The organism is Methylocystis sp. Uni0008, from assembly GCF_056838045.1.
This window is the reverse complement of sequence record NZ_JBXEJH010000003.1, coordinates 154,551-177,393: the sequence shown is the minus strand read 5'-3', so window position 1 is coordinate 177,393 and position 22,843 is coordinate 154,551. Positions and strand designations below refer to the sequence as shown.

20 protein-coding genes, 1 pseudogene and 1 riboswitch are annotated in these 22,843 nt (G+C 60.2%); of the genes and pseudogenes, 8 read left to right on the top strand and 13 right to left on the bottom strand.

Translation table 11 applies throughout. The annotated features are described in order from the left end of the window. Window positions 1-106: 106 nt before the first annotated feature. From dinB to AC0X69_RS22595, 5 genes are all read right to left on the bottom strand, one after another. Window positions 107-1,237: a DNA polymerase IV gene (gene dinB / locus AC0X69_RS22615; protein WP_482613935.1), complete on the bottom strand. Its 1,131-nt coding sequence runs from the start codon at window positions 1,235-1,237 to the stop codon at window positions 107-109. 393 nt (window positions 1,238-1,630) lie between these two features. Further along, window positions 1,631-2,707 (bottom strand): relaxase/mobilization nuclease domain-containing protein, encoded by a 1,077-nt coding sequence (locus AC0X69_RS22610; protein ID WP_482613933.1) that lies wholly within the window; start codon window positions 2,705-2,707, stop codon window positions 1,631-1,633. Then, window positions 2,704-3,222 (bottom strand): MobC family plasmid mobilization relaxosome protein, encoded by a 519-nt coding sequence (locus tag AC0X69_RS22605; protein ID WP_482613931.1) that lies wholly within the window; start codon window positions 3,220-3,222, stop codon window positions 2,704-2,706. The genes AC0X69_RS22610 and AC0X69_RS22605 overlap by 4 nt, the downstream gene beginning before the upstream one ends. 151 nt (window positions 3,223-3,373) lie before the next feature. Next, entirely contained in the window at window positions 3,374-4,345 is a 972-nt protein-coding gene (locus tag AC0X69_RS22600; protein ID WP_482613930.1) for a ParB/RepB/Spo0J family partition protein, read from the bottom strand. A gap of 13 nt (window positions 4,346-4,358) precedes the next feature. Then, on the bottom strand, window positions 4,359-5,177 hold the full coding sequence (locus tag AC0X69_RS22595; RefSeq protein WP_482613928.1) for a ParA family protein: 819 nt from the start codon (window positions 5,175-5,177) through the stop codon (window positions 4,359-4,361). A gap of 163 nt (window positions 5,178-5,340) precedes the next feature. Here AC0X69_RS22595 and AC0X69_RS22590 point away from each other — a divergent pair, with 163 nt between their 5' ends. The 5 genes from AC0X69_RS22590 (at window position 5,341) to AC0X69_RS22570 (ending at window position 8,286) form a co-directional block, all read left to right on the top strand. After that, window positions 5,341-5,532: a hypothetical protein gene (locus AC0X69_RS22590; protein WP_482613926.1), complete on the top strand. Its 192-nt coding sequence runs from the start codon at window positions 5,341-5,343 to the stop codon at window positions 5,530-5,532. A 555-nt stretch (window positions 5,533-6,087) separates the two neighbouring features. After that, on the top strand, window positions 6,088-6,654 hold the full coding sequence (locus AC0X69_RS22585; protein WP_482613925.1) for a Chromate resistance protein ChrB: 567 nt from the start codon (window positions 6,088-6,090) through the stop codon (window positions 6,652-6,654). Continuing rightward, window positions 6,644-7,051 (top strand): phosphatase PAP2 family protein, encoded by a 408-nt coding sequence (locus tag AC0X69_RS22580; protein ID WP_482613924.1) that lies wholly within the window; start codon window positions 6,644-6,646, stop codon window positions 7,049-7,051. The genes AC0X69_RS22585 and AC0X69_RS22580 overlap by 11 nt, the downstream gene beginning before the upstream one ends. Further along, the gene (locus AC0X69_RS22575) at window positions 7,045-7,197 is read left to right on the top strand and encodes a phosphatase PAP2 family protein (RefSeq protein ID WP_482613923.1); all 153 of its coding nucleotides are present in this window, start codon (window positions 7,045-7,047) and stop codon (window positions 7,195-7,197) included. The genes AC0X69_RS22580 and AC0X69_RS22575 overlap by 7 nt, the downstream gene beginning before the upstream one ends. Before the next feature lie 18 nt (window positions 7,198-7,215). Next, window positions 7,216-8,286, top strand: coding sequence for a bile acid:sodium symporter family protein (locus tag AC0X69_RS22570; RefSeq protein WP_482613922.1), 1,071 nt, complete (start codon window positions 7,216-7,218; stop codon window positions 8,284-8,286). A 55-nt stretch (window positions 8,287-8,341) separates the two neighbouring features. Here AC0X69_RS22570 and AC0X69_RS22565 read toward each other — a convergent pair whose 3' ends face one another. Next, complete coding sequence (locus tag AC0X69_RS22565) at window positions 8,342-8,473, bottom strand: hypothetical protein (protein WP_482613921.1); 132 nt, start codon at window positions 8,471-8,473, stop codon at window positions 8,342-8,344. A 109-nt stretch (window positions 8,474-8,582) separates the two neighbouring features. On the opposite strand from AC0X69_RS22565, the gene AC0X69_RS22560 reads away from it, so the two are divergent. Beyond that, entirely contained in the window at window positions 8,583-8,954 is a 372-nt protein-coding gene (locus AC0X69_RS22560) for a hypothetical protein (RefSeq protein ID WP_482613920.1), read from the top strand. A 200-nt stretch (window positions 8,955-9,154) separates the two neighbouring features. Here AC0X69_RS22560 and AC0X69_RS22555 read toward each other — a convergent pair whose 3' ends face one another. The 5 genes from AC0X69_RS22555 to AC0X69_RS22535 all read right to left on the bottom strand — a co-directional run bounded on the left by AC0X69_RS22555 (window position 9,155) and on the right by AC0X69_RS22535 (window position 14,823). Then, window positions 9,155-9,712, bottom strand: a complete 558-nt coding sequence (locus tag AC0X69_RS22555; protein WP_482614048.1) for a ParA family protein — start codon at window positions 9,710-9,712, stop codon at window positions 9,155-9,157. 120 nt (window positions 9,713-9,832) lie between these two features. Beyond that, complete coding sequence (locus AC0X69_RS22550) at window positions 9,833-10,522, bottom strand: single-stranded DNA-binding protein (protein WP_482613919.1); 690 nt, start codon at window positions 10,520-10,522, stop codon at window positions 9,833-9,835. A 1,205-nt stretch (window positions 10,523-11,727) separates the two neighbouring features. Beyond that, entirely contained in the window at window positions 11,728-12,600 is an 873-nt protein-coding gene (locus tag AC0X69_RS22545; protein ID WP_482613917.1) for a DUF1259 domain-containing protein, read from the bottom strand. Between the two features lie 25 nt (window positions 12,601-12,625). Continuing rightward, a complete protein-coding gene (gene chrA / locus AC0X69_RS22540; protein ID WP_482613916.1) occupies window positions 12,626-13,999 on the bottom strand; it encodes a chromate efflux transporter in 1,374 nt (457 codons plus the stop codon). Next, entirely contained in the window at window positions 13,996-14,823 is an 828-nt protein-coding gene (locus AC0X69_RS22535) for a chromate resistance protein ChrB domain-containing protein (protein WP_482614047.1), read from the bottom strand. The genes chrA and AC0X69_RS22535 overlap by 4 nt, the downstream gene beginning before the upstream one ends. Window positions 14,824-15,273: 450 nt before the next feature. On the opposite strand from AC0X69_RS22535, the gene AC0X69_RS22530 reads away from it, so the two are divergent. Both AC0X69_RS22530 and AC0X69_RS22525 read left to right on the top strand, forming a co-directional pair. Beyond that, window positions 15,274-16,551: an IS256 family transposase gene (locus tag AC0X69_RS22530; protein ID WP_482609394.1), complete on the top strand. Its 1,278-nt coding sequence runs from the start codon at window positions 15,274-15,276 to the stop codon at window positions 16,549-16,551. A 142-nt stretch (window positions 16,552-16,693) separates the two neighbouring features. After that, a riboswitch (cobalamin riboswitch) is annotated at window positions 16,694-16,890 on the top strand. A gap of 112 nt (window positions 16,891-17,002) precedes the next feature. After that, complete coding sequence (locus AC0X69_RS22525; protein ID WP_482613914.1) at window positions 17,003-19,450, top strand: TonB-dependent receptor; 2,448 nt, start codon at window positions 17,003-17,005, stop codon at window positions 19,448-19,450. Here AC0X69_RS22525 and AC0X69_RS22520 read toward each other — a convergent pair. Next, a pseudogene (locus tag AC0X69_RS22520) lies at window positions 19,419-19,879 on the bottom strand (recombinase family protein). The gene AC0X69_RS22525 and the pseudogene AC0X69_RS22520 overlap by 32 nt on opposite strands. Before the next feature lie 337 nt (window positions 19,880-20,216). Beyond that, window positions 20,217-22,481, bottom strand: a complete 2,265-nt coding sequence (locus AC0X69_RS22515; RefSeq protein WP_482613913.1) for a copper-transporting P-type ATPase — start codon at window positions 22,479-22,481, stop codon at window positions 20,217-20,219. Window positions 22,482-22,843 lie beyond the last annotated feature (362 nt).

Here is a 22,843-nt window from a genome sequence, read left to right as displayed (position 1 = left end):
TGATGACGCAGTGGCAGAAGAGCCCACGGTGGAAGTCAAAGATCCGGAAGACTAGCGTCATACCCTGCTAATCCTGCAGGCCGGCATCGGATGTCGCACAGTTCTTTCAAAGACCGAGCGTCAATTGCCTGGCCTCGCCGGCGGGCAATTGACCGAGCGATGATAGAGAGACGCCCAGCAGTCGCACGCCTTTTTGGAGCGGGAACAAGAGCGGTAAAAGATCAAGGCAGATGTGCTCGACGCCCCTTCGGTCAAAGACATGGTCTGAGAGCGAACGGCTACGAGTGATCAGTTCGAAATCAGTGAATTTTACTTTCAATGTGATGGTCCGCCCGCGCACGCCGGCGCCTTCGCAGAAGCGCCAGATCTTGTCGATCATGGGCCGCAGCGCATCGCGCATCGTGTCGAATTCGAACAAGTCCTGAGGAAATGTGTTCTCAATGCCGATCGATTTACGCACGCGATCGGCTCGGACCGGCCGGTGGTCGACGCCGCGCGCAATCCAATAGAAATGCTGGCCCGCCATGCCGAAGTGTTTAAGCAGAAACGGAAGGGCTTGGGCTCGAAGGTCGATGCCCTTGTAAATGCCGTGCCGGTTCATCTTGGCGCTCGTCGCCGGTCCGATTCCATGAAACTTCCCCACCGGTATATTCTCGACAAAGCCCGCGCCCATTTTCGGCGTGATAACGAACAGCCCATCGGGCTTGCGATGATCCGATGCGAATTCTGCGCGAAACTTGTTGTAGGAAACGCCGGCTGAAGCCGTCAGCCCGGTTTCACAGCGAATCTTTCTCCTGATTTCCTGCGCGATCTCGGTGGCCGTCTCGAGCCCTTTCAGATTGTCCGTCACGTCGAGATAGGCTTCGTCGAGCGACAGAGGCTCGATGATACTCGTATATTCGGCAAAGATCGCACGGATTTGCAGCGAGATTTCCTTGTAGGCGTCGAAGCGCGGCTTCACAAAAATCAGATCGGGACATTTCCGGCGGGCGGTCACAGACGGCATTGCCGAACGCACGCCGAATTTTCTCGCCTCATAGCTCGCAGCCGCCACGACGCCGCGCTCGCGCTCGCCGCCGACCGCGACTGGCTTGCCGCGCAGTTCGGGACGATCGCGCTGCTCGACCGAGGCGTAGAAGGCGTCCATGTCGATGTGGATGATCTTGCGCGGACGCTCAGGCGCAGGATCGTTCAAGCGCGCGCATTTTGGCTCGTCTCTAACGGCGCCTTGAATCATTGCTCATCGCCAAATGTTTCGCATTCTCGCTCCGACGTCGAGTCGGACGCTTCGAATCCGGGTCGACGCCAACTCGGCCTCCGGCGCGAATCGTCGGCCAGGCCCTTCTCGTAAATATCGAAAGTATTGAATCTGGGATAAACCGCATGCGCGACGGATAGACGTGGCGGTCGTCCTCGCCGCTTTTGTCCGATCCCGTGCCTGCAATGACGAGGAGGGGCGGCCCAGGGTGCGCGGATTGTCCCTCGAGGCCGTGCTCGGCGGCCCTTCGCTGTTGCGAATTGACTATTTCGAAATGGGCGGCGGGCACGTCGAATCATCCTCCCTTTGTGGAGCGCATCTTCTATTGTTTCTCCTTTTGTTCGCAACCCCGGAGGTGGGCCGCGGGAACGGCTATTTCTCAAGTTCATCCTTCTCGGGCTCGGAAGGCCGAGGGGATTCCGTGTCGCGCGCCGCATCCCGCCGGCGGCTCGCGGCGAACTCGGCCAGCTCTTTCTTAAGCAATTGCCATCTCGTTTCGATAGCAGGCATGTCGCGTACGAATTCACGCATCTGCCGCGCGAGCGCTTGATCGGTCGCCTCCCCCGTGCGTTCGAGTTCCGAGGCGTAATCGAGATAGCGCCGACGGATTGCTTCCTGGCGTGATTGGATTTGTTTCTCCCAAGGCCGCTCCGCGCTCTTGCCTTCGACGGCCTCACGCAAGACCTCCTCCCGCGCGCGCCGATCGACATAGGGCGTGATCTCGCGTTTGCGGAGAGCGAGCACGGTCCCGCGGTCCGCCTTCCGCACCTTGCCGCGGGTTCGCCGCGGCGTCGCCTCCGCCGCGATTCCCCGCAACCTCAATCCCGCGGCGAACCGCTCGCGCCAGACCTGCAGGTCGGCCTTGCGAGGATTGAGACGTTTGCCGTCGTGGCCGTATGAGCGAACGGTCAAATGGACGTGTGGGTGCTTGTCCTCGAGATGCTGGACGAAGACATAATCGTGGTTGTGCCCGAATGTTTCGAGGGCGAACGCCCGAGCGGCATCCTTCACGGCGGTCGCATCGGTACCAGCCGGCATCGAGAGAATAATGTTTACCGAAAGCGAACCGTCGCGGCGGCGCCGATCATCGAGAGCGGCGTCGTCCGCCCATCGACTTTCCAAATCCTTCAACCCTACGCGCCCCACCAACAGCGCGCCCTGTTCCGTTTCACCGGCTAGCTCGCCATTGCGGGTAATGTATTCGAGATGCGACTTGAGATGCTCAACACTCTTGGTGCGGCCGGTGATCTTCACCATCACCTCCGGCGCTCGCTTGACGATGCGCTCCAATTTGGCGCGCATCGCCGCGGTCAGCCGTCCGGATCGCGCGCCATCGGGAATATCCAATTCCGCCTGACGCGGACGTCGAATGGGCGTTTGCCAGACGTAAGAGATCGGGGGCAGTTCCGCGAACAGGTCCGCCTCGCGCGGCGAGCGACGCCGGCTCACCTGCCTGCTCTCCAGTAATCGGCATTGTCCACAAATATGCGGCGCAGCTCCGTGAGCGCGCTTTCGATGACGCCTTTCACTTCGCGGATTTCGGACAGTCCGGTTTCGATCGCCCTGCCCTGTTGAACGCCGGCGTTCGCCGCGCGCGCGATCTGGTTGATGTTGGCGCCGATCCGATTGAGCTCACGCACGATCGCGCGCAGCGCTTCGCGTTCGTCGGGACATGTCTGCACGGGCGACCCTAACCGCGCACGCACAAGGGCGACGATCCAGCTCGTGCGCGTCATGCCGCGCCGCTGTGCGATTTCGGAGAGCTGGCGCATTTCGTTCTCCCGGAACCTTAGCGTCATCTTCTCAGGCCTGCCGATCGGCAATGGCACGGCGCCTGTCGCTTGTATGTCGAGCGCGTCAGTAATGAGGCGGCGTAGCAGCGCCGATTTGCCGCCCTCGGTTACGGCCAGCACTGCAAAGCGCGCCGCCACGTCGTCGGGAATGCGGAGGGAGATCAGCGCCATCGGCCGCCGACCCTGTCGCGATGTATTACATCGCTGGCGCAAAGCCTATCCTGCACTCCAAACGCATTTAACGATCTCTTTCCGCGTGATGATCGGCGGTTGGCATTTAGGCAGAAAGGAGCGTCTCGGTTCGGCGCCGCCCGAGTGAAGCTTAACATGGCGCAATCTCTTCGATGCGCAGCTCGGATACTGGAACTTCCTCTGTCTGCCCGGTTTCGAAAAAGCGGACGGACGCGAACCGGATCCCCTTGTTCGCAGGTCCATCAGTGAGCAAGCGGCCTGCGCGATCGCCATGCTGCACCAGGATCGAAACGGCAGATTTGCCCCTGCGCTGCTCGTGTGGACTGCGCGCACGTGCAGACGTTTGGTGGCGCTCGTTCTGAGCAGACCGCGGAATATTCGGTTTTGAGCTCTCGATGGCTGGAGCGGAGCTCGGGATGTCGCCGGACGGACTCAAAGTGGGGGTAAACGATGGATCACGCAGCTCGTGCGCGATGCGCCGCGCTTGAGCATCGGTGAAGCTTTCCTGCGTCGAACAGACCTGTTCGATCGCTTCGGGTTGCCCGCGCCATGCCTGGTAGAGCTCATAGACCGCGCGAATAGAAGACGTATGGAGCTTCGCCTGAAGAAAAGCCGGCATTTTTGGAATGACAGCGAAACGCGAGACCCAATCCCTCGGCTTGCCGAGCTTGCGGGCGATATAAGCCTGCTTCTCCCCTGCTTCGAGCCGCCCCACGATGAAGTCAGCGATTTCGGAAGTGGCAAGATCATCACGCTGAATGTTTTCGATGATCTGCGCGTAGCGATCGGGTGCGCTTCCCTCTCGGACGATGGCGGGCACTGAGTCGAGGCCGGCGAGTCGCGCTGCCCGATACCGGCGCGCGCCCATTATGATGAAGTAACGCCCCCAAGCCTCGCCAGGTCGGACAACGATGGGCTGCAGTATGCCCACGAGCCGGATCGAGTCCGCGAGCTGGGTGAGCTCTTCTTCGCTGAAGAGTCGCCGCGGCTGGTCGTGATCTTCGTCGATCTGGGATAGCGGAATGAGCAGAGGGCGACCATCGATGCCTGGGTTCCGCGTAGCGGCATCGACGAGGTCCTTGAAGCTGAGGTCGAGAGCCATCCTATCCCCCTCCTCAGCCGGCGCGTTCGACGATGTAGGCCAACACTGCCCGAATCTCGCGGCCGGCTTCCTGCGCCGAACGCCGCTTCAATGTCCATACCGGCGCTCGTTCGGCGACCGCTTCCGCGTAGCCGTCCCGCGCCACGACGTGGCCAGGGAAGACATATTTGCCCGCGTCCCGAAGCAGTTGCTCGAGATGCGCCCGCTGACGTGGCGACTTGCTGTTAAAGAGCGACGGCAGCAGGCCGAGAAACGTCGCATCGGACCGTCCATACCGTTTTTGGACGCCGACGAAGGTTTGCAGCAGTCCCTTCACGCCCTTGACCGAGTAGTCCTCGAGATAGATGGGAGAGAGCACATGAGTGGCGGCAACAAGCGCCGCTACGCTGCGTAGCCCGAGGGAAGGAGGCGTGTCGATGACGCATACGTCGAAATGCTCATTCGCCGTGGCGAGGTTCTGTCGCAGCGTCGGAATTGCAGCCGCGTCGCCACGATCGACGTCGGTCAAGGAGGTGTCGGCTGGAGCGAGGGTGAGGCCTTCGATTCCGCTGGGAGCGATCGGCGCCGCAGGCCGGAATAACCCCGCCGCCGAGGCATTCCCTGCATGGCGGGCGAGAGTGTCGGTCGCGTTCGCTTGAGCATCTAGGTCGAGGATCAGGACGCGGCGACCGGCTTCCGCCAGATACCAGGCCAGATGCACCGCGAGCGTCGTCTTGCCGACGCCACCCTTCTGGTTGTTGATCACGATCGTCTTCATGCGGCTGATCGCCTTCAGAATGGAACGCCGGTAGGGGCTGCGGTCGGCTGCGGTCGTTACCGTGGTTTGCACCACGGCGCCGCTTCCTGCGACCAATGACGCGACTCGCGATCGGAGTCGCCCTGTCACAATGGACAGGGTGAGGAAGCCAGGGCCGATGACGCCTCGTTTGCGTGATGAGTGCAGCAGCCACGTTTTCTGGGGAGATTCACCGGGGTGGGCAATTTGTCCGGAGATAATGATCGGCTTGGTTAGCGGCGCGCCGCGCGACGAGCTTCACTGGCCCTTCAACGTGGTGCAAACCACCGATCCGATATTGCTGCTTCACGACGGGGCCAGCGAAACGCTTCGTTGCCGCCTGGTCGAAGCGGTGGTGCAAACCACAGTGTTCTCGAAAGCCTCGGTTCGCCCTTTCTGCGGGCATGCGTGACAGCCGTAACGAGCGCGGCAGGCGCGACGACACCATGGCGTACTCCTGTCACGGCGCCAGATGCAGAGAGAACGGGGGCCGCCGCTTGAGGCTTCGGTCGCCGCGATAACTCTCCGTCGATAAGGCGCCACACCAAAACACAAAAAGCTGCCAGCGAACTGCTGGCGTCGTAAATGCGAAACAGGCGCAAGAAGTGGGGCGGCGAGCGCCGCCTAAACTGCGAGACTCCGCAATGACAAACACGCCGGACTGCGAATTTCGACTGGGCAGCGGCGTTCTTAGGGGCGGCTGCTGGCCCTCGCACTTCTCTTAACATCCCTTCGTTATCGTCGCCTATCATAGCCCCGCGTGGCTTCCAGCCGCTCTCCATGCCGTCAAACTCTGAATGTCTGGATCGTCCATCGGAATGAGCGCAGCCGACCCGGCCACGTATCCATGCACCGCCCAGTCTCCTGAGAAACAAAGAGATCGCTATGGAGAAGATTTGGTTTATGCACCATCATGCCAAATACGTTACGCTTGAAATGTAACGATAGTTACATTATGCTTACACCCATGCCCGATTTGAAATGGCTCCTTCTTACCTACAAGGTTCCTGCCGATCCCCCGGCGAAGCGGGTCGCTCTCTGGCGGCGGCTCAAAAGCATCGGGGCGGTCTACTTGCAGAGTGGCGTCTGCCTACTACCCAAAACCGATGATCATGTGCGCCAATTGAAAATGCTGGAAAACGACGTCGCCGAGATTGGCGGCGAATCGGTGCTGCTGGAAGCGGTCGCGCTCGATCAAGCCCAAAGGGAAAAAGTCATCGCCCGGTTCAAGGCGGACCGTGACGAGCAATATCGAGAGTTTCTGGGCCGCTGTGCGGGCTTCGAAGCCGAAATCGCCAAGGAATTTGCGATCAACAAATTCACCTATGCCGAACTGGAAGAAGAGGACACCGACCTGAAGAAGCTTCAGGGGTGGCTGGAGAAAATCAAAAAGCTGGACTTCTACGGCGCACCACTCGCCGCTGATGCCAGTGAGCGCCTAAAGGCATGCGAGGCATTGCTCGAACGCTACGCGCAACGCGTTTACGACGCCCATGATGAAAACTGTGCAACAGGCGGCGACGATGCTGTCTGATCTTGATATCGCGGTGACACGCGGAATGAACGGTTGGACCGGGCAATCGCCGCTGATCGACCGCCTGATGGTTTGGACGTCCGAAATCGGTGTGCCGTTTTTGGTTGCGGCCGTCGCCTTGCAGTGGTGGCAAGGCAATAACAAGCCGCGCACTCGACACGCTCTTTTGGCGACCGGCTTCTCTTTCCTCTTTGGATTGGCCCTCAATCAGGTCATCTTGCTGTTCGTCCAGCGCGCGCGGCCCTACGAGGCAGGCGTCACCCACCTCTTAATCGAGCGCAGCGCCGATTTTTCGTTCCCTTCAGATCACGCAACCACGACCGTCGCGATTGCGGCAGCTTTCCTGATTCATGGCATGCCGCGACGGGAACCTTGTTCCTCGCAGCGGCCATGTTGATGATTTTCTCACGGGTCTATGTCGGAACCCACTACGCCAGCGATGTGCTGGGGGGTGCTCTTACGGGCGTCATTGCTGCAAGCCTGGTGCGCCCCGTCTATCAGCGAGACACACGGATAGACCGCCTTATGACAAACATTCTGTAGGAACGGGACAAAGGTAGGATGGATAAATTGGCGCCAAGTTGTCGTGCTTTGGGCTGGGCCCACTTCGTCCATAAGTATTTCATTTGGATTATCGTCGCTTCCTACGCCGCGGCGGCTTTCCTGCCACAGTTCGGGCTTTGGATTCACGCCTTCAATCTCGGAGGTCTCCTTTCACTGCAAAACGGCGTGAACCTGAGTTTGCCTCCGGTGATGTTAGCCGCGCTCTTGTTCAACGCTGGCCTCGGCGTTCCACTGCACGAGCTGTCGGCGCTTACGCCCCACAAAGCGTTCGTGATGCTGGCGGCACTCGTTGGCAACCTCGCTGCGCCGCTGACGGTGATTGCCGCAATTAGCTTAGCCATGATGTTCTGGCACGATCCCGACGAAGTTCAGCAGCTGCTGGTCGGGCTTGCCCTCGTAGCGGCGATGCCGATTGCTGGGGCGTCAACGGCGTGGGCACAAAATACCAACGGCAACACTGTCCTGAGTCTGGGGCTCGTATTGCTCACCAATCTGCTTAGTCCAATAACGACGCCTTTGATTCTTCACTCGGTCGGCTTTTTGACAACTGGCGATTATTCTGAAGACTTGCATGAGCTGGCCTCGGGACAGGCCGCGACATTTCTGGGTGTATGGGTGATTCTACCTTCACTCTGCGGCCTCGCGACTGGCAGATTGATGGGCGAAGCGCACATAGCGCGAGTGATGCCCTACGTGAAGCTCGCAAATTTCGCCGTTCTCGTGCTCCTCAACTATTCAAACGCGACGCCCGTCTTGCCGAAAGTGGTGTCTCTTCCCGACCCGGATTTTTTGGCAGCCGTTTTGTTCATCGTCAGCATGTTGTGCGTGGCCGGCTTCGGTACGGGCTTGCTACTATCGCGCTCGCTCAAAACCAGCCGTGCCGAAACCGCCTCCCTGATGTTCGCGCTCGGCATGAATAATAATGGAACCGGTCTCGTCCTTGCTTCAGTAGCGTTGGCGAACCAGCCTCAAGTTATGCTGCCGATTATTTTCTATAATCTCGTGCAACACCTTTTCGCGTCGATAGTTGACTTCAAGCTCTCGCGCTCTCGCGTTGGCTACTCATAGCGTTTGCATCTGCTTGTAATCAGGTTCCGCCTTTCGTATCTCGTGGCCGAATACCTCATATCAAATAGAGCATCAGGTCGCGCATTCCGGCGTCCGCCCCCCTGCACTGCGCCGCCTTTTCCTCCATCGCCCGTTTGAGCCGCTTCAAGTCATCCGCGATCTTGCTTCGAATCGAATTCTCGATCACGCCGCGATCGTGTCGAATGAACCTTGACCCCGCGGCACAGCGTTAAAAATCCGTTTAGGGGTTCAAGGCTAAATGGCGGCCCCTTCAGCCCGGTCAGAGAAACGAGTGCATGAGCCAGGATGCCGATCTCGAAAAGAGAGCTCTCGAAGCATTGCTCCATTATCGCGAAGCGCTCGCCAAGGTCGAAGCGTTGGAAAAGGAAGAGGCGACGGCGCACCTGGCGCTTGTCGAATGGCGCGGTCGCGTTGAAAAGTCGACTTCCGACCCCGCCGCTTCGATCGCGAGATCGAATCTTCTCGGAGCTGAGTGCGACGCCATTTCTCGATTGCACAATATCCGCAACGCAATGAGCGAAGCAACGGCGAAGTTAAAATCGGCTTTCACGACTCTTGTCGTCTTCGAGGACGCGTTGGGCTACCTCCCGATTCCGGAGGCGACCGATTCGAATGAGAAGGACGCCGGCGACAGTCTCGAAGAGTGAGCTACTGGAGAGAGCTTGCCGTTTTCTTGCTTGTCGGTGACGCCGATAGGTTGGAGCAGGCCTCGCTCCCGAACCGAAGCGGCCAATTCCTCAAGAGCGAACTGTTGACGCGGCTGTCCGGGTCTTCCTCGATCGCGCTCAGCGCGATCTCGAGCGGCGCGCCGGTGGCGCCGACGGACGGTTCGAGGCACTCGAGCTGATCATGGAGCGCTGCGACATCGTCGAGTTTTTGTGCATAGCTCATGTGAGCTCCATTTTGGCCGCGAGTTTGTCAAAGACCATCCGCAGCTCTCGACCGGCCTCGCGGGGGGCCGTCTTCGGCAGGCTCCAGACCGTTTTCTTCTCCGCTCGATCGACGAGCGTTGCGGGATCACGCCGTCGAAGAGGTATTTCGTGCCAAACTTCTGTACGAGGTTCTTCAGATTGTCGCGCTGGCGCGGCGAGGTCGTCTGCAGGCGGTTCGGGATCAACCCGAGAAAGGTAAGATTGGGATTGTACTTCTGGCTGACGCCGAGGATCTGCTTGAGAAGCGTTTCGATCCCGTCGATCGCGCAATCGTCAAGGTCGATCGGTGCCAACACGAAATGACCGGCGATCAGCGCAGCTAGGTTGCGCACGCCGAGCGTCGTCGTGCCGTTGCTCTGTGGGTCAAGATCGAGAAAAAGGACGCGCTTGCGATGCTCGGCAAAATACCAGGCGAGGTGAACGGCGATGGTGCTCTTTCTGGCGCCGCCCTTCTCGTTATTCACTAAGATCATTTTCACGAGACGGCTCCGGTCGAGGCAGCGTGATCCATGCTGAGTTCTCCGCCCGTTCAAGGATACGACCTCGACGCATCACTCGGCGGGACGTTCGCCTGAAGAAGCAAATTCGACTGATCACGGCGAAATTTCACAGGGGTAGACAAACTTGCGTGAGCGATTAACGCACGCAGATGCACAGCGACCAAAGTCGCAGAGTTTCTTGTTCAGAAGTTTGCCAGACAAACTTCTGAGCATCCCCTCGCTTGAAAAAGGAGCACGTTGCGAGCGTCGCTGCACGCGAAAACCAGTCGCAACCCCGCCGTGCTCTGGGTCGAGCGCGGTCGACGCGGAGAAATCGGGCCAGTCATCCGCTGGCCCGATCGCAAATCCAAGGAAGCTCGCATCGGCGGGCGGCGCGCGGCCGCCCCATTGTTCACGTAACTTGCGCTTCGCAGTTTTCTTCTGCGCCTCGGTCGCGGCGTCAGCCTCGTCCCTGTCGGATTGGTCCGTCTTGGCGGAGGCGAGGATCGAGAAGTCCTCGCAGTTGAGGTCGACGGTGTAGACCTTCTCGCCGTCCTTCTCGAAGCTGCTCTGCTTCAGCGTGCCGCGCGCGACAACGAGGTCGCCGGGCTTCGCATAGTCGCGGACATATTTGCGAGTGCTCTCGCTCCAGATCGTGATTTCGTTCCAATAGGACTTGTCCTTGGTGTCGCCGTTGCGGTCTTTGAAGGCGTAGTTGGCGCAAATCGAAACGTGCGTCGTCTGCCCAACTCCACGAACCTTGCCGATGCGGCCGAGGATCTGGAATTCCGCGAAGGTTTTCATCTTGCTCTCCGTCGTTGGGGCGCCAGCCCCAGTTGCGATGGCAGTCCGTGATGACCGCGAAGGCGATGCCCGAACCGAAGCGCCGAGAGGCGCGAGGCCGAAGCAAAGCGGAGGACCCGAAGGCCACGGCGATTTTGTTGCGCGAGGAATTGGCGCGCTGCGCCAAGGGGAAAATCGCCGCGGCCGCAGGGTTTTGGGCGGCGACCGCGGCCATAGGACGAAACGCCATGCACCCGGAGGCGGGCGCGGTAATAGCGAGCGATGGAATATGACGCGGCGAATTCAAATCATCGCCGCGGCGGGCCTTGTGAAGCCCGGTAAGTCGCGGTTTCGATTTCGCAGGAGCCAGCTATTCTAGGACCGTATGGCGAAGTGAGAAGAGGCTCTTGGAGCAATGTCCCATCTGACAAGGCATGACGCAATGGGTCGCCGGCGCATGAAACAGGCGCATAACGATGGAGCGGCCGCGATGATGCGCGGATGAGGCAGTATTGGCGAAGCAATCGATCTCATCGACGAGACGCAACCGGTCTCTGCCTGACGACAACATGCCGAGACGCGGCGTGAACGGAACAAGACGCCCGAACCGAAAGACGCTGGAAACCGTAAAAAACGACGTCCGGCAGCATCGGGCGCGCGCGCAAAGTGGATAAACGAGACAACAAGGTCGGATCGAAGCGGGACAGAGCACCCATTGCCACGGCTTCGGCATCCGCCTCACAGTTCGCGACTGGTGCAAGATCAATGGCTCGCAATGAGCAAGACTGTGGCCAAACCGGCAGGACGCGATGCGCCAGCGTTGTCGAAGGGAGCCGTGACGAGGGGGCGCACGGCGAGCACCTCATGGCGCCAAGCGCCGAACGATAAGGGCCATGGCCGAAATATTTGCGCGCGGCGACCGATCGCAGGAGGCATGAGTGCGTCGCGGATCGAGTTTGCCATCGCATTCGCGCTATGAGCGATGCGGCGCGGACAAGGCGCCCGCAGTCGAACCGGTCGTTGGTCAAAAATGAGCGCGCATTATCAAGGCAGGCCGGCCTCTCAAGGTACTCCGCCTCAAGCTAACGATTGCGACGACCCATCATGCGGTCCGAGCCTTATTAAGCCATGCGTTCGATCAGCGCCGCATGCATGCGCAAGGCACGCTGACACTGTTCGTGCTTGTTCATTGATCGCGATGCAACAACGGTGTCAGCTCCTGAACGCTAATGGACGATATCTAGTCCCGCGCGCAATCCACGCGCCAATTTCACGGCGTCGGCATTCGCCCAGAAATGAACGAAGAACAGCCGCGGCTCGTCATTGAGCATGTGGTTGTGGAGCGCCGTGACCTCGATCCCGCTGGTCTGAAGCGCTTTCAACAGCGGCTCGACCTCCTTGGCCTTTGCGACGATATCCCCCGTAATCGCCGCCTTGCCCGCCCCGGTGGATTGGAAGTTTACGGCGTGTGCGACGCCCATCGCGGGGGCGACTGTCGCGCCTTCAGCCTTGATGGCCTCGGCTCTTGGAATGCTGAATTGGTAGACGCCGCCGTTGTTTTTCCCATGGGAGCCGAGGACTTCTTCGACCTGCGCCGTGTCGAAGTCGATCTTCGGAGGTTCACCAACCGGAACGACGGAAGGCTCAAACGGCGTCTTTGTTTCGGCGAGCGCCTGCCGAACGACCGTGGCAAGTTTCGCGGGATCGCCGTGCGCGCCGACGTGCATATAGAAAGGCGCGGGGCTGGCACGCAGGAGGTGGTTATGCACGGCCGTCACCTGGACGCCGTTGGCGAGTAGAGACCGCATCACGGGATTCACCTCGGTTTCCGTCAGGACCAAGTCGCCCATCATCATGGCCGCATGTCCTGACGGCTCGAAAGCAATCCAGCCGCCGAGGGCGAGACCGGGCTTTATGGTGACGCCGTCGAGGGTAACGTGAAGATCGCTGCGCGGGAGACCGTATTTATGCACGCTTCCAGCGACGGCGGCCTTCTTGCCGATAGCGGCATCAACCTGCGACCAGTCGGTTTCAGCTACAGCAACGGACGCGGGCGATAGCAGACAGATTGTGGCGAGAGCGGCTAGCGGTTTGTTCATGGCTTTCTCCCTTCCCGTCGAAAGTCTAAATCGCCCCTGCGAGAAACAGCCCTATTCCAGCCAGGCACGAGGCCGCCAGGGTCTGGAGAATGTCGACACGAAGCCGGAAGATCGCAATCGCCGCAGCGACCGAGAGGGCGAGACTCCAGAAATCCATGCTTGCGAGCACGGGCGCGTCGAATGACAGCCCGTAGCCATCCACGGCGACCGTCTTGCGAAAGATGGTGTGGATCCCAAACCAAATCGCGAGGTTCAGGATCACGCCGACGACGGCGGCGGTGATCGCCGCCAATGCGCCGGAGAGCGCCTTGTTGGCGCGGATTTTTTCGATGTATGGCGCGCCGAGAAATATCCAGAGAAAGCAGGGCGCGAAGGTGACCCAGGTTGCGAGCAACCCGCCGAGCATCCCCGCCAGGAGCGGCGGCAAGTCGCCCGGCGAGCGAAACGCCCCCATAAAACCCACGAACTGCAAGACCATGATGAGAGGCCCTGGCGTCGTTTCCGCCATGCCGAGCCCATTGAGCATCTCCGCCGGCGTTAGCCAGTGATAGCTCTCGACCGCCCGTTGCGCGACATAGGCGAGGACCGCGTAAGCTCCACCAAAGCTCACGACAGCCATTTTGCTGAAGAACACCGCGATCTGGGAGAAGACGTCGTCGGGACCGGCCACAAACAGGATCGCGGCGACGGGGATTAGCCAGGCCACCAACCAGATTATGCCGACATGCAGCGTATGTGTTAGAGAGGGTAGCGCGTGAGCGGGCGTTTCATTGCCAAGCAGGCTTTCGCGGTCCTCATGCGTTGCCCCGTGTCCGACTGCCGCGAACGCAGGATTCCCCCGCGTCGCTTCGACATATCCGATCAACGCCGCGGCGAGGATGATGAGCGGAAATGGCAAGGCGAAGAAAAAAATGCCGACGAACGACGCTGCAGCTAAAAGGCGCATTGCCGTTGATCTGAGCCCACGCCTTCCAATTCGCACGACAGCTTCGATGACGATGGCGAGAACAGCGGCCTTCAACCCGAAGAACAATCCGCCCACGATCCCGACATTCCCCCAAAGCGCGTAAATGATGCTGAGCGCCATGATCGAGATGACGCCGGGGAGAATGAATAGCCCGCCAGCGACGAGGCCGCCGAGGGTGCGATGCATGAGCCAGCCTATATAGGTGGCGAGTTGCTGAGCCTCGGGGCCGGGCAATAGCATGCAGTAGTTGAGGGCATGCAAGAAGCGGCTTTCCGGCACCCATCTCTTTTCATCGACTATGATCCGGTGCATCACCGCAATCTGTCCGGCGGGCCCACCGAAGCTCAGCAGAGCAACTCGCGCCCAGACGCGGAACGCTTCCGATAGCGACACGCCATGATCGCTGCTCGTCGTTTGTATGTGAATGTTCACGCCGTTTTTCCGGATTTTGTTGCAGGCCAGTTGTGGGGCTCGTCGGTCGCGTCACGACACCAGCGATAAAAGGCGTCGTAGAGCTCCATCCCCGCTTCGAGCTGTTCGAGATCATCCGCATACATGCGGGATTGGCCGAGCGATGCCGCGAGCAGCCCCGCTGCTTCAGGAGCAAGGTCAGGCCGCGCCGTATCGGCTCCACGAACGATGACGGCAAGCTTTTGCAGAGGTTCTATCGTTAGGCCCCATTCCTCGAGCATCGTATCGAATGTGCAGCGTTCGCCCCTGTGGCTCCAGAACGCGCCCTCTATGTCGAAAGGCGCGCCGCCGAAGCGTTCCGCGACCGCTGACACTTCCGCGGGCGCGACGAAGAGGAAAACGGCGCTCGGATCGACAAACCGGCGAATAAGCCATGGACAAGCGATACGATCGACTTTTGGGCGGGAGCGCGCGACCCAGATTGTTCGTCCGAGTGCATCACGCGGCGGCACTTTCCCCGCGGGGACGACTGGGCCGCCTGCTTTGACCCAAGCGAGGTGTCCGCCCGCTAGAACATCGGCGGATTTCGCCCCTGCGTAACGCAGCCACGCGGCGACGCCTTCGCTGACCTGCTCGCCACATTGATCGATGACGATGGAGGGGCGACCGACGAACTCCGGAGACCAGTCCGGGACAGATTCGTGACGGCGGCGCAAAGCGCCCGGCGGGAAGCGCGGATCTGCCTCGTAATCCCTATCGGTCCTCACATCGATGAGCGCCGGACAATGGGCGACGCCGATGAGACGCGCGAGCTTGTCAGGAGAGATGGAGTTGATTGACGACATAGTGCGCCCTTGGTGGAAAACCTGGACGCGATTCTTGGGCATGTCGCCTCGTGGGGAGATCGCTTCCCCATGGAACGACAATCTGCCGCCTAGGCGTCAGAAGTCAAGGCCGATTTTGACGTTTGGACTTGCGGAAAAAACAGACAATTTCACATAGTGCGGCTCTGCGAACAACTGGACGGCTACTCAAATTGCCGGCGTTTCGCGCAAAACCTCGCAATTGAAGGTTGACGATGCCTATAGCGTTTTCGAGCAAGTTGAACTGTAAAAGGAACAGACGGTTGCGGTTTTGCCAAACGCAATGACCGCGTCGCACCATAAAGCCATCGCTAACACCATAGAACGACCTGTGAGGGGATGTCCCGAAGAATGTTGAAAATGGAGGAGCGGCGTTGCTCGCCTTGAGCCGTTAGGCTCGGGGTGCTGATTCCACGAAAGGAAAGCAACGCCATGAAGGAACATACCACATCGACGGCGATTCCCACGCATGCGCTGAAAGCCGAAGCGCTGGCGAGCATGTCGGCGAGCTTCGAGCGGTTCTGCCTTGCCGCCGGGGTCGAGGCGCTGAACGAGATGATGGAGCAGGATGCGGCGGCGGTCTGCGGCGAGCGTCACGAGCGGGGCGAACGGCGCAAGGCGCATCGCTGGGGGAGGACGAGAGGCAAGATTGGCTTCCACGGCGGCAAGGTCGAGATCGAGCGCCCGCGCGTTCGCGGGCTCGATGGCAAGGAACAGGTTCTGCCGAGCTGGGAAAACGCCATTAACGAAGATTTGCTCGGCAAATGGGCGATGAACCAGATGCTGATCAACGTCTCGACGCGCAGGTTCAAACGTTCGGTTCGCCTGCCCGAGGGAGACGTTCCATCGCCCGAGGGGGCCGGGCTGTCGAAGTCGGCGACGTCCCGCCGTTTCGTCGCGCTGTCGGCTTCGCGCATGAAGGCGTGGATGGAAAGCAGGCTCGATGCACTCGATCTGCTGGCGATCCAGATCGACGGCATTCACATGGACGAGGACCTGATCCTCGTCGCGGCGATCGGCGTCGACGCGAACGGCGACAAACACCCGCTCGGCCTCGTCGAGGGCGCGACGGAAAACGCGACGACCGTGCAGGCGCTCATCGACAATCTCGTCGAGCGTGGGCTCGATCCCAGCGCGCCGCGGCTCTTCATCATCGACGGCTCGAAAGCACTGTCCAAGGCGATCCGGCGGACCTTCGGACGCGACGCGGCGATCCAGCGTTGCCAGGTTCACAAGGCGCGCAACATTCTGGAGCGCTTGCCCAAATCCATGCACGCCTCGGTGAAGCGCGTCTTGCGGCAAGCCTGGGAACTGGACGACGCCGACAAAGCCGAAAAGCTCATTCGCAATCTCGCGCGCCGTCTCGAACGCGATTGGAAGGGCGTTTCAGCTTCGATTCTGGAAGGCCTCGACGACATGCTCACCGTCACGAGGCTGAAACTTCCGCGGGAGCTGCGCCGATCGCTCGCCTGCACGAACATCGTCGAGAACGTCATGAGCACGGTGCGCCGCGTCTGCCGAAACGTTAAATACTGGCGGTCGGCATCGATGGCCCTGCGCTGGGCCGCCGCCGCCATGCAGGAAGCAAGCAAAGGCTTCCGGCGATTGAAGGCGCACAAGCATCTGCAAGCTCTCCGAGCCGCTCTGGTGCAGCGAAACGCAAAGGCCGCGTCAGCGGCGCACCTTGTTCAAACCGCCGAGGCCGCATAAGATTTGTCACGCAGCAGCCGCTTCGCGCTTTTCAACAGCGACCGGGACATCCCCACCTGTGATGTTTCTGCATCACTGCCAAGAAAAAGGACGCTATGTAGCGTGAGCCTCAACCAGTTGGCTTGACTTGAAAACCGCATTTTGCGCCTACTCTAGCGACGGTTCCCGAAAGGGATCAATAGGGAATGCGGTGAGCGCGCGTCGCGCAATTCCGCTGCTGCCCCCGCAACTGTAAGCGGCGAGTCAAAGACCGATACGCCACTGGAGCAATGTTCCGGGAAGGCGGTCTTTGAGCGAAGACCCGCGAGCCAGGAGACCTGCCGTCTTTCGTGGTTACGCGCGAGAGTGTCGGACGGGGTGCGCCGATGCGGGTGAAGCCTGTCGTGGCGCGTGGCGCGGACTAGGCGGAGCTCTTCGCAGTAACGGTCCACGTCTGCTGCGAGCGCTTACAATGCCGCTTCCGCCAAATCTGGCCCGCTTCCTTGTGCCGATACTCGCGGGCACAATTGCTTTGGGCGCGAGGGCTCAAACCGCGCTCCCCACAATACAGGTGGGTGGACATCGCAACGCTCCAACTGCTCATCTCCACGCTCATCCGCCCGCGACGGGACATGTGCGCGTCCAAACGCCCCAACAAGCGCCACGACCTTCGCCGGTCGTTGCGGCGCCGAATCCCGGACCGACGCAGCCGACTGAACCCAAATCGCCGCCGATCACCGCGGCGAGCGAGCAATTCTTCACCGGCAAGGAAGTGAACGCGCTGCCCTTCGCCCGCCCCGGCGACGCGCTGGAGATCGTGCCCGGCCTCGTCGTCACCCAGCACAGCGGGGAAGGCAAGGCGAACCAGTATTTTGTGAGAGGGTTCAATCTCGATCACGGCACTGATCTGGCGCTCTATCTCGACGGCATGCCGCTCAATATGCGCACCCATGGCCATGCCCAGGGCTATGCCGACAGCAATTTCCTGATTCCTGAACTCTTGTCTTACGTGCTTGCCCGCAAGGGGCCCTACGACGCGCAAGACGGCGACTTCTCTTCGGCCGGCTCGATCTACATGCAATACAAGGACGCGATCGACAAAGGCTTCTATGAGCTGACCGGCGGCAGCTTCGCCTATGCGAGAGCTCTTGCCGTCGCGCCATACAGGGAGTTCGCAGGCGGCTCCGCCTATGGCGCGGTCGAGGCGCAGTATTACAACGGTCCCTGGGAGCGCGGCGACAACATGCGTCGCATCAACAGCGTGTTGCGTTGGTCGCGCGGCACGCAGGAAGACGGCGCCTCCGTGACCTTCATGGGCTACGCCAACAAATGGTATGGGACCGATCAAATTCCGCTTCGCGCCGTCAGCTCCGGGCTGTTGTCGATGTGGGGCACGATGGACCCAACCGCGGGAGGCGCGACGTCGCGCTTCTCGCTCTCATCTCGCTTTAGTCAGATTGAAGGCAATCAAGCCACGCGCGTCGAAGGCTATCTCGTTCACTCAACCTTGGACCTCTACAGCAACTACACCTACTTCCTGACGCATCAGAATTTGGGCGACCAGATCCGCCAGTTCGACTACCGCACGATCGTCGGCGTTAATGCGCAGCATGCGATCAGATGGGCCGACGTCAATGGCGCGCCAGTCGAGACCCGCATCGGCTTTCAGGGACGTTACGACGACATTCGTCTTGGATTGCAGGAGAGCGTCCGCCGCCAACTCTATGACACGCTCAGCAACAACGGCGTCGGCGAAGGCAGCATCGGCGTCTGGACCGATACGACGGTGCGCTGGACGCCTTGGCTGAAGACCGTCACCGGCGCGCGCTTCGACTATTACAATGCGGCGGTAAGCTCGCTGCAGACGCTACTGGATGCTCCAAAACTGACAACGAGCGCCGGCTTGCCCGCCTTTCTGCTCACTGGCCCGTTCAATCAAGGCGTCAAGAGCGCGGCGCTGTTCAGTCCGAAGGCCTCGATCATCGTTGGCCCATTCTACAGGACGGAATTCTTCGCCAATTATGGAGAAGGCTTCCACTCGACCGACGCCAGAGGCGCCGTGCTGCAGTTCTCCACATCGGAACTCGCAGATGGCGACGGCTTCGTTCAGGCGGCGTCGATTCCGCTGCTTGTGAAGTCGCGGGGGGCGGAGATCGGGGCCCGCACCAAATTCCTGGAGGGGCTTGATTCCAGCATCAGTTTGTTCTGGCTCAATCTGGAATCGGAAAACCAATTCGTTGGCGATAGCGGCACGACCATTTTCGGTCGCCCCAGTCGAAGATATGGGATCGAATTGGCCAACCGATACGCCCCGAACCCCTGGATCAGATTTGACGGCGACGTCGCGCTCGTTCATGCGCGCTACCGCGGCGTCGACGTTGGGCAGACCTTGGCATGGCTCGATCTCATCACGCCTGACGCGCTGCCGTATGGGACCTTTCTCGGGAATGCGCCCGGCAACTATCTTTCGAACGCCATAGCGGTGACGGCCATGGGCGGACTGGAGGTTGGTGAGGCGACCGGATGGTTCGGCGCTCTGAAATATCGCTATTTCGGGCCGAGGCCTTTAACCGAAGACGGTTATTTCAATTCTCCTGCAACCGGCACGTTGAACGCACGACTGGGTTATCGATGGGCCGACGGCTGGCGGCTGCAGTTCGACGCCTTCAATGTTTTCAACTCGCGTTCCGACCAAATCACTTTCGCATATGGTTCGCTCCTGCCGAGCGATCCGCTCTACGCTCAATGCATTGCGGGCGTCGCCCCCGGGCAGGTGTGCGGCGTCGGCGTCATGGACCGTCATTTCAAGCCGCTCGAACCCGCAGCCGTGCGCGTGACGCTGGCGGGACCCCTGAGTTTCGAACAACCGATCGCCAAGCTTCCTGATTTTACGAAGACTTTTTCGTGGCCCTCGAACTAGCCACGTCTTCGCGTTCGCTAGCAAGAACACGATAAACATGCATGCGCGAGCAGCCCAAGGATTTCGCAATAGTGGCAACCCCTTCCCGGCACTAGCCATCGCGAAGAGCTGCTTTCGATCGATCCGTCGTTTGCCTCCTCGATACACGCGCTCGGCCTTTGCCCGTTCGATGCCTTCGCGCTGACGCTCCTTGATGAACCGCCGCTCCAATTGCGCCACCATTGGGGATAGATCAAGGCGCGTCACCATTAGTTCATCTCTCGGCCGGAGAAACTCTATGATGGTCGCCAGCTCACTTCGGCCGGCGCGACTTCCGCCCGAAACCTTTTCCGAGCGAATAACGCCGCAACCCTCGGCCTTGAGCCTGACAAGTTGCGTGTCGAGGTCTTGGTCAACCGTGCTGACGCGGGCGTAACCAATTCGGGCCATGGCGTGTCACCTCAGTGTTTAGGCCCGACCCTACAGTGTCACAAATAGTCGCCGTCAACCCGGATGTTACATAACGGTGTTCGCCCCAGGTTGCGTCGTATCAGGGTATACCCTGATGATGTTGGCGCGCATCGATGAAAGGCGCGCGCCCCGTGGCGATGGCAGCCTTCGCCTTTGCGCTTGCCGAATCCTTAGCACACAAGCGCTCGCCAGCCCCTCGCTTCTGGCGCGAGCACGAGGAACGATTAGCGTTGATAGCGTAGCATTTCTCTTCAAGTGAAATGTTCGGTCTGCCCCGACTTTGCGCCATGCCGCGTTGATTAGCTCTGTCTGTTTATTAGTACGAGAATGGCGGCATCTCAATTTTTCGCTCTGGCGCCAACCTGGCCTGCCTCAGTCGCAGGGAATTGAAGACGACGCTTACCGATGACAGCGCCATCGCCGCTGCGGCGATCGTCGGCGACAAGAGTAGCCCAAAGGTCGGATACAGCACGCCGGCCGCGATCGGCACGCCAGCGGCGTTGTAGATGAACGCGAAGAACAGATTCTCACGAATGTTGCGCATCGTCGCTTTGGAAAGGCGTCGGCCACGCACGATGCCTCCGAGATCGCCTTTCAACAAAGTAGCTCCCGCGCTCTCGATCGCGACATCGGCGCCGGTTCCCATGGCGATGCCGACATCGGCGGCGGCCAAGGCAGGGGCGTCATTCACGCCGTCACCCGCCATGGCGACGATTCGACCCGCTTCTCGCAATCGACTGACGATTTTGTTCTTGTCCTCAGGGAGGATCTCGGCTTCTACCTCGTCAATCTCCAATTGTTTGGCGACGGCCCGCGCTGTTGTCCAGTTATCGCCGGTCAGCATCACGACAGCGACGCCATCTTTGCGCAGTGATTGCAGCGCGTCCTGCGTTGACGCTTTGATTGGGTCGGCGATGCCGATGACCCCGGAAATTCTCCCGTCTATCGCGACAAAGATGGCGGTCGCTCCGTCTTCCCGCAGGCGTTCGGCGTCGCTATCGAGCGGCGTCGCATCGACGCCGAGTTCTAAGAGGTATCGACGATTGCCAATCGCGATGGTTTTGCCCTCGACCCGACCGATGACGCCTTTGCCTACGGGGGAATCGAAATCCGTCGCCTCCTTAAGTGCGAGCCCCCGTTCGGCTGCTGCCTGAACGATGGCGAGCGCCAGCGGATGTTCGCTGGCGCGTTCGACACTCGCCGCCGTGACCAATAGATCATTTTCAGCAATCCCTGCGACGGCGCAGATGGCCGTAACGCGCGGCTTGCCTTCGGTGAGCGTCCCGGTCTTGTCCACCACCAGGGTGTCTATTTTTTCCAAGCGCTCCAGCGCCTCGGCGCTTTTTATCAGCACGCCCGACTGCGCGCCGCGTCCCACACCGACCATGATCGACATCGGCGTCGCAAGACCGAGCGCGCAAGGGCAGGCGATGATGAGAACGGAAACGGCTGCAACTAGCCCAAAAGTCATACGTGGCTCCGGTCCCCACATTGCCCAGGCAAGAAATGCAAGTACGGCGATGAGAATGACGACGGGCACGAACCATCCTGCCACTTGATCGGCGAGGCGTTGTATTGGCGCGCGGCTTCTCTGCGCCGATGCGACCATCTCGACAATTCTTGAGAGCATGGTGTCGCGGCCAACCCTCTCCGCGCGCATCACAAAGCCGCCAGTCTGATTAAGGGTGCCGCCGATGACTCTGTCGCCCGCAATCTTCGTCACCGGCATGGACTCGCCAGTGACCATGGACTCGTCGATCGAGCTCCGACCTTCGACGAGCTCGCCGTCGACAGGGACCTTTTCTCCTGGACGTACGCGCAGGCGCTCGCCCACCTTCACAAGATCCAGCACAACGTTTTCGTCGGATCCGTCAGCGTTAATCCGAGTCGCCATTTTTGGCGCGAGATCAAGGAGCGCGCGTATGGCGCCGCCGGTCTGTTCCCGCGCGCGCAATTCTAGAACTTGTCCAAGCAGAACAAGGACGGTGATAACCGCCGCCGCCTCGAAATAGATCGGGACAGAGCCGTCGATGTTGCGAAATGCAGGTGGGAAAAGAGACGGCGCGAATGTTGCGGCGACGCTGTAAATCCAGGCGACACCCGTTCCCATCGCGATGAGAGTAAACATATTCAAATTACGTGTCACGAGCGACCCTGCGCCTCTAACGAAAAACGGCCAGCCGGCCCAGAGCACGACCGGGGTCGCTAAAATGAGCTGTAGCCAGTTCGACGCCTGCGGCGCTAGCAAGTGATGCGGATTGAATAAATGGCCGCCCATTTCCAAGCCGAGCACCGGCGCCGCCAACGCCAGCCCGATCCAGAACCGCCTAGTCATGTCGATGAGTTCGGCGTTCGGTTCGGCTTCAGTTGAAGCGACCACCGGCTCGAGCGTCATGCCGCAGATCGGGCAATTGCCGGGGCCGATCTGCCTAATCTGCGGATGCATCGGGCATGTGTAAATGACGTTCGACGCGTGCGTATCGCCGTGAGTCGAATGTTCGGTCGCGCCGCCGGCGCGGGGGGATCTCGATTCCTCATGGGAGGCGTGATCATGCCGATGTTCGTGGCGCACGTGGGTCATCCTTCTTTTACGCCATCAGAACGGCATCCTAATTGATCTAGGCGTCTCTTGCGCAATGTCGATCGTCGTCGCGCGCTAGGTAATAAAGCGGGCGCGCCTCCAGAAATGGCGGTTCCTTCGCTCACGGCCTCGACACCATTGGAGTGGAGGCTCCCGCTCGACCGAGGTCGTCCGCGCCCTATGAGGTTGCCTGAGGAACACGGCCCGACAGCAAATTGACGGTCGGACCGTTCCATTATTGTCGACGATAGTTACCTTACGTCAGCGACAGACCCACACCCATCTTCCATGATGACGATGCCAGCACACATTATGTCTGTGTTGACCAGGGGCGCTCCAATCGCGATGCCCGTGACGGCTAT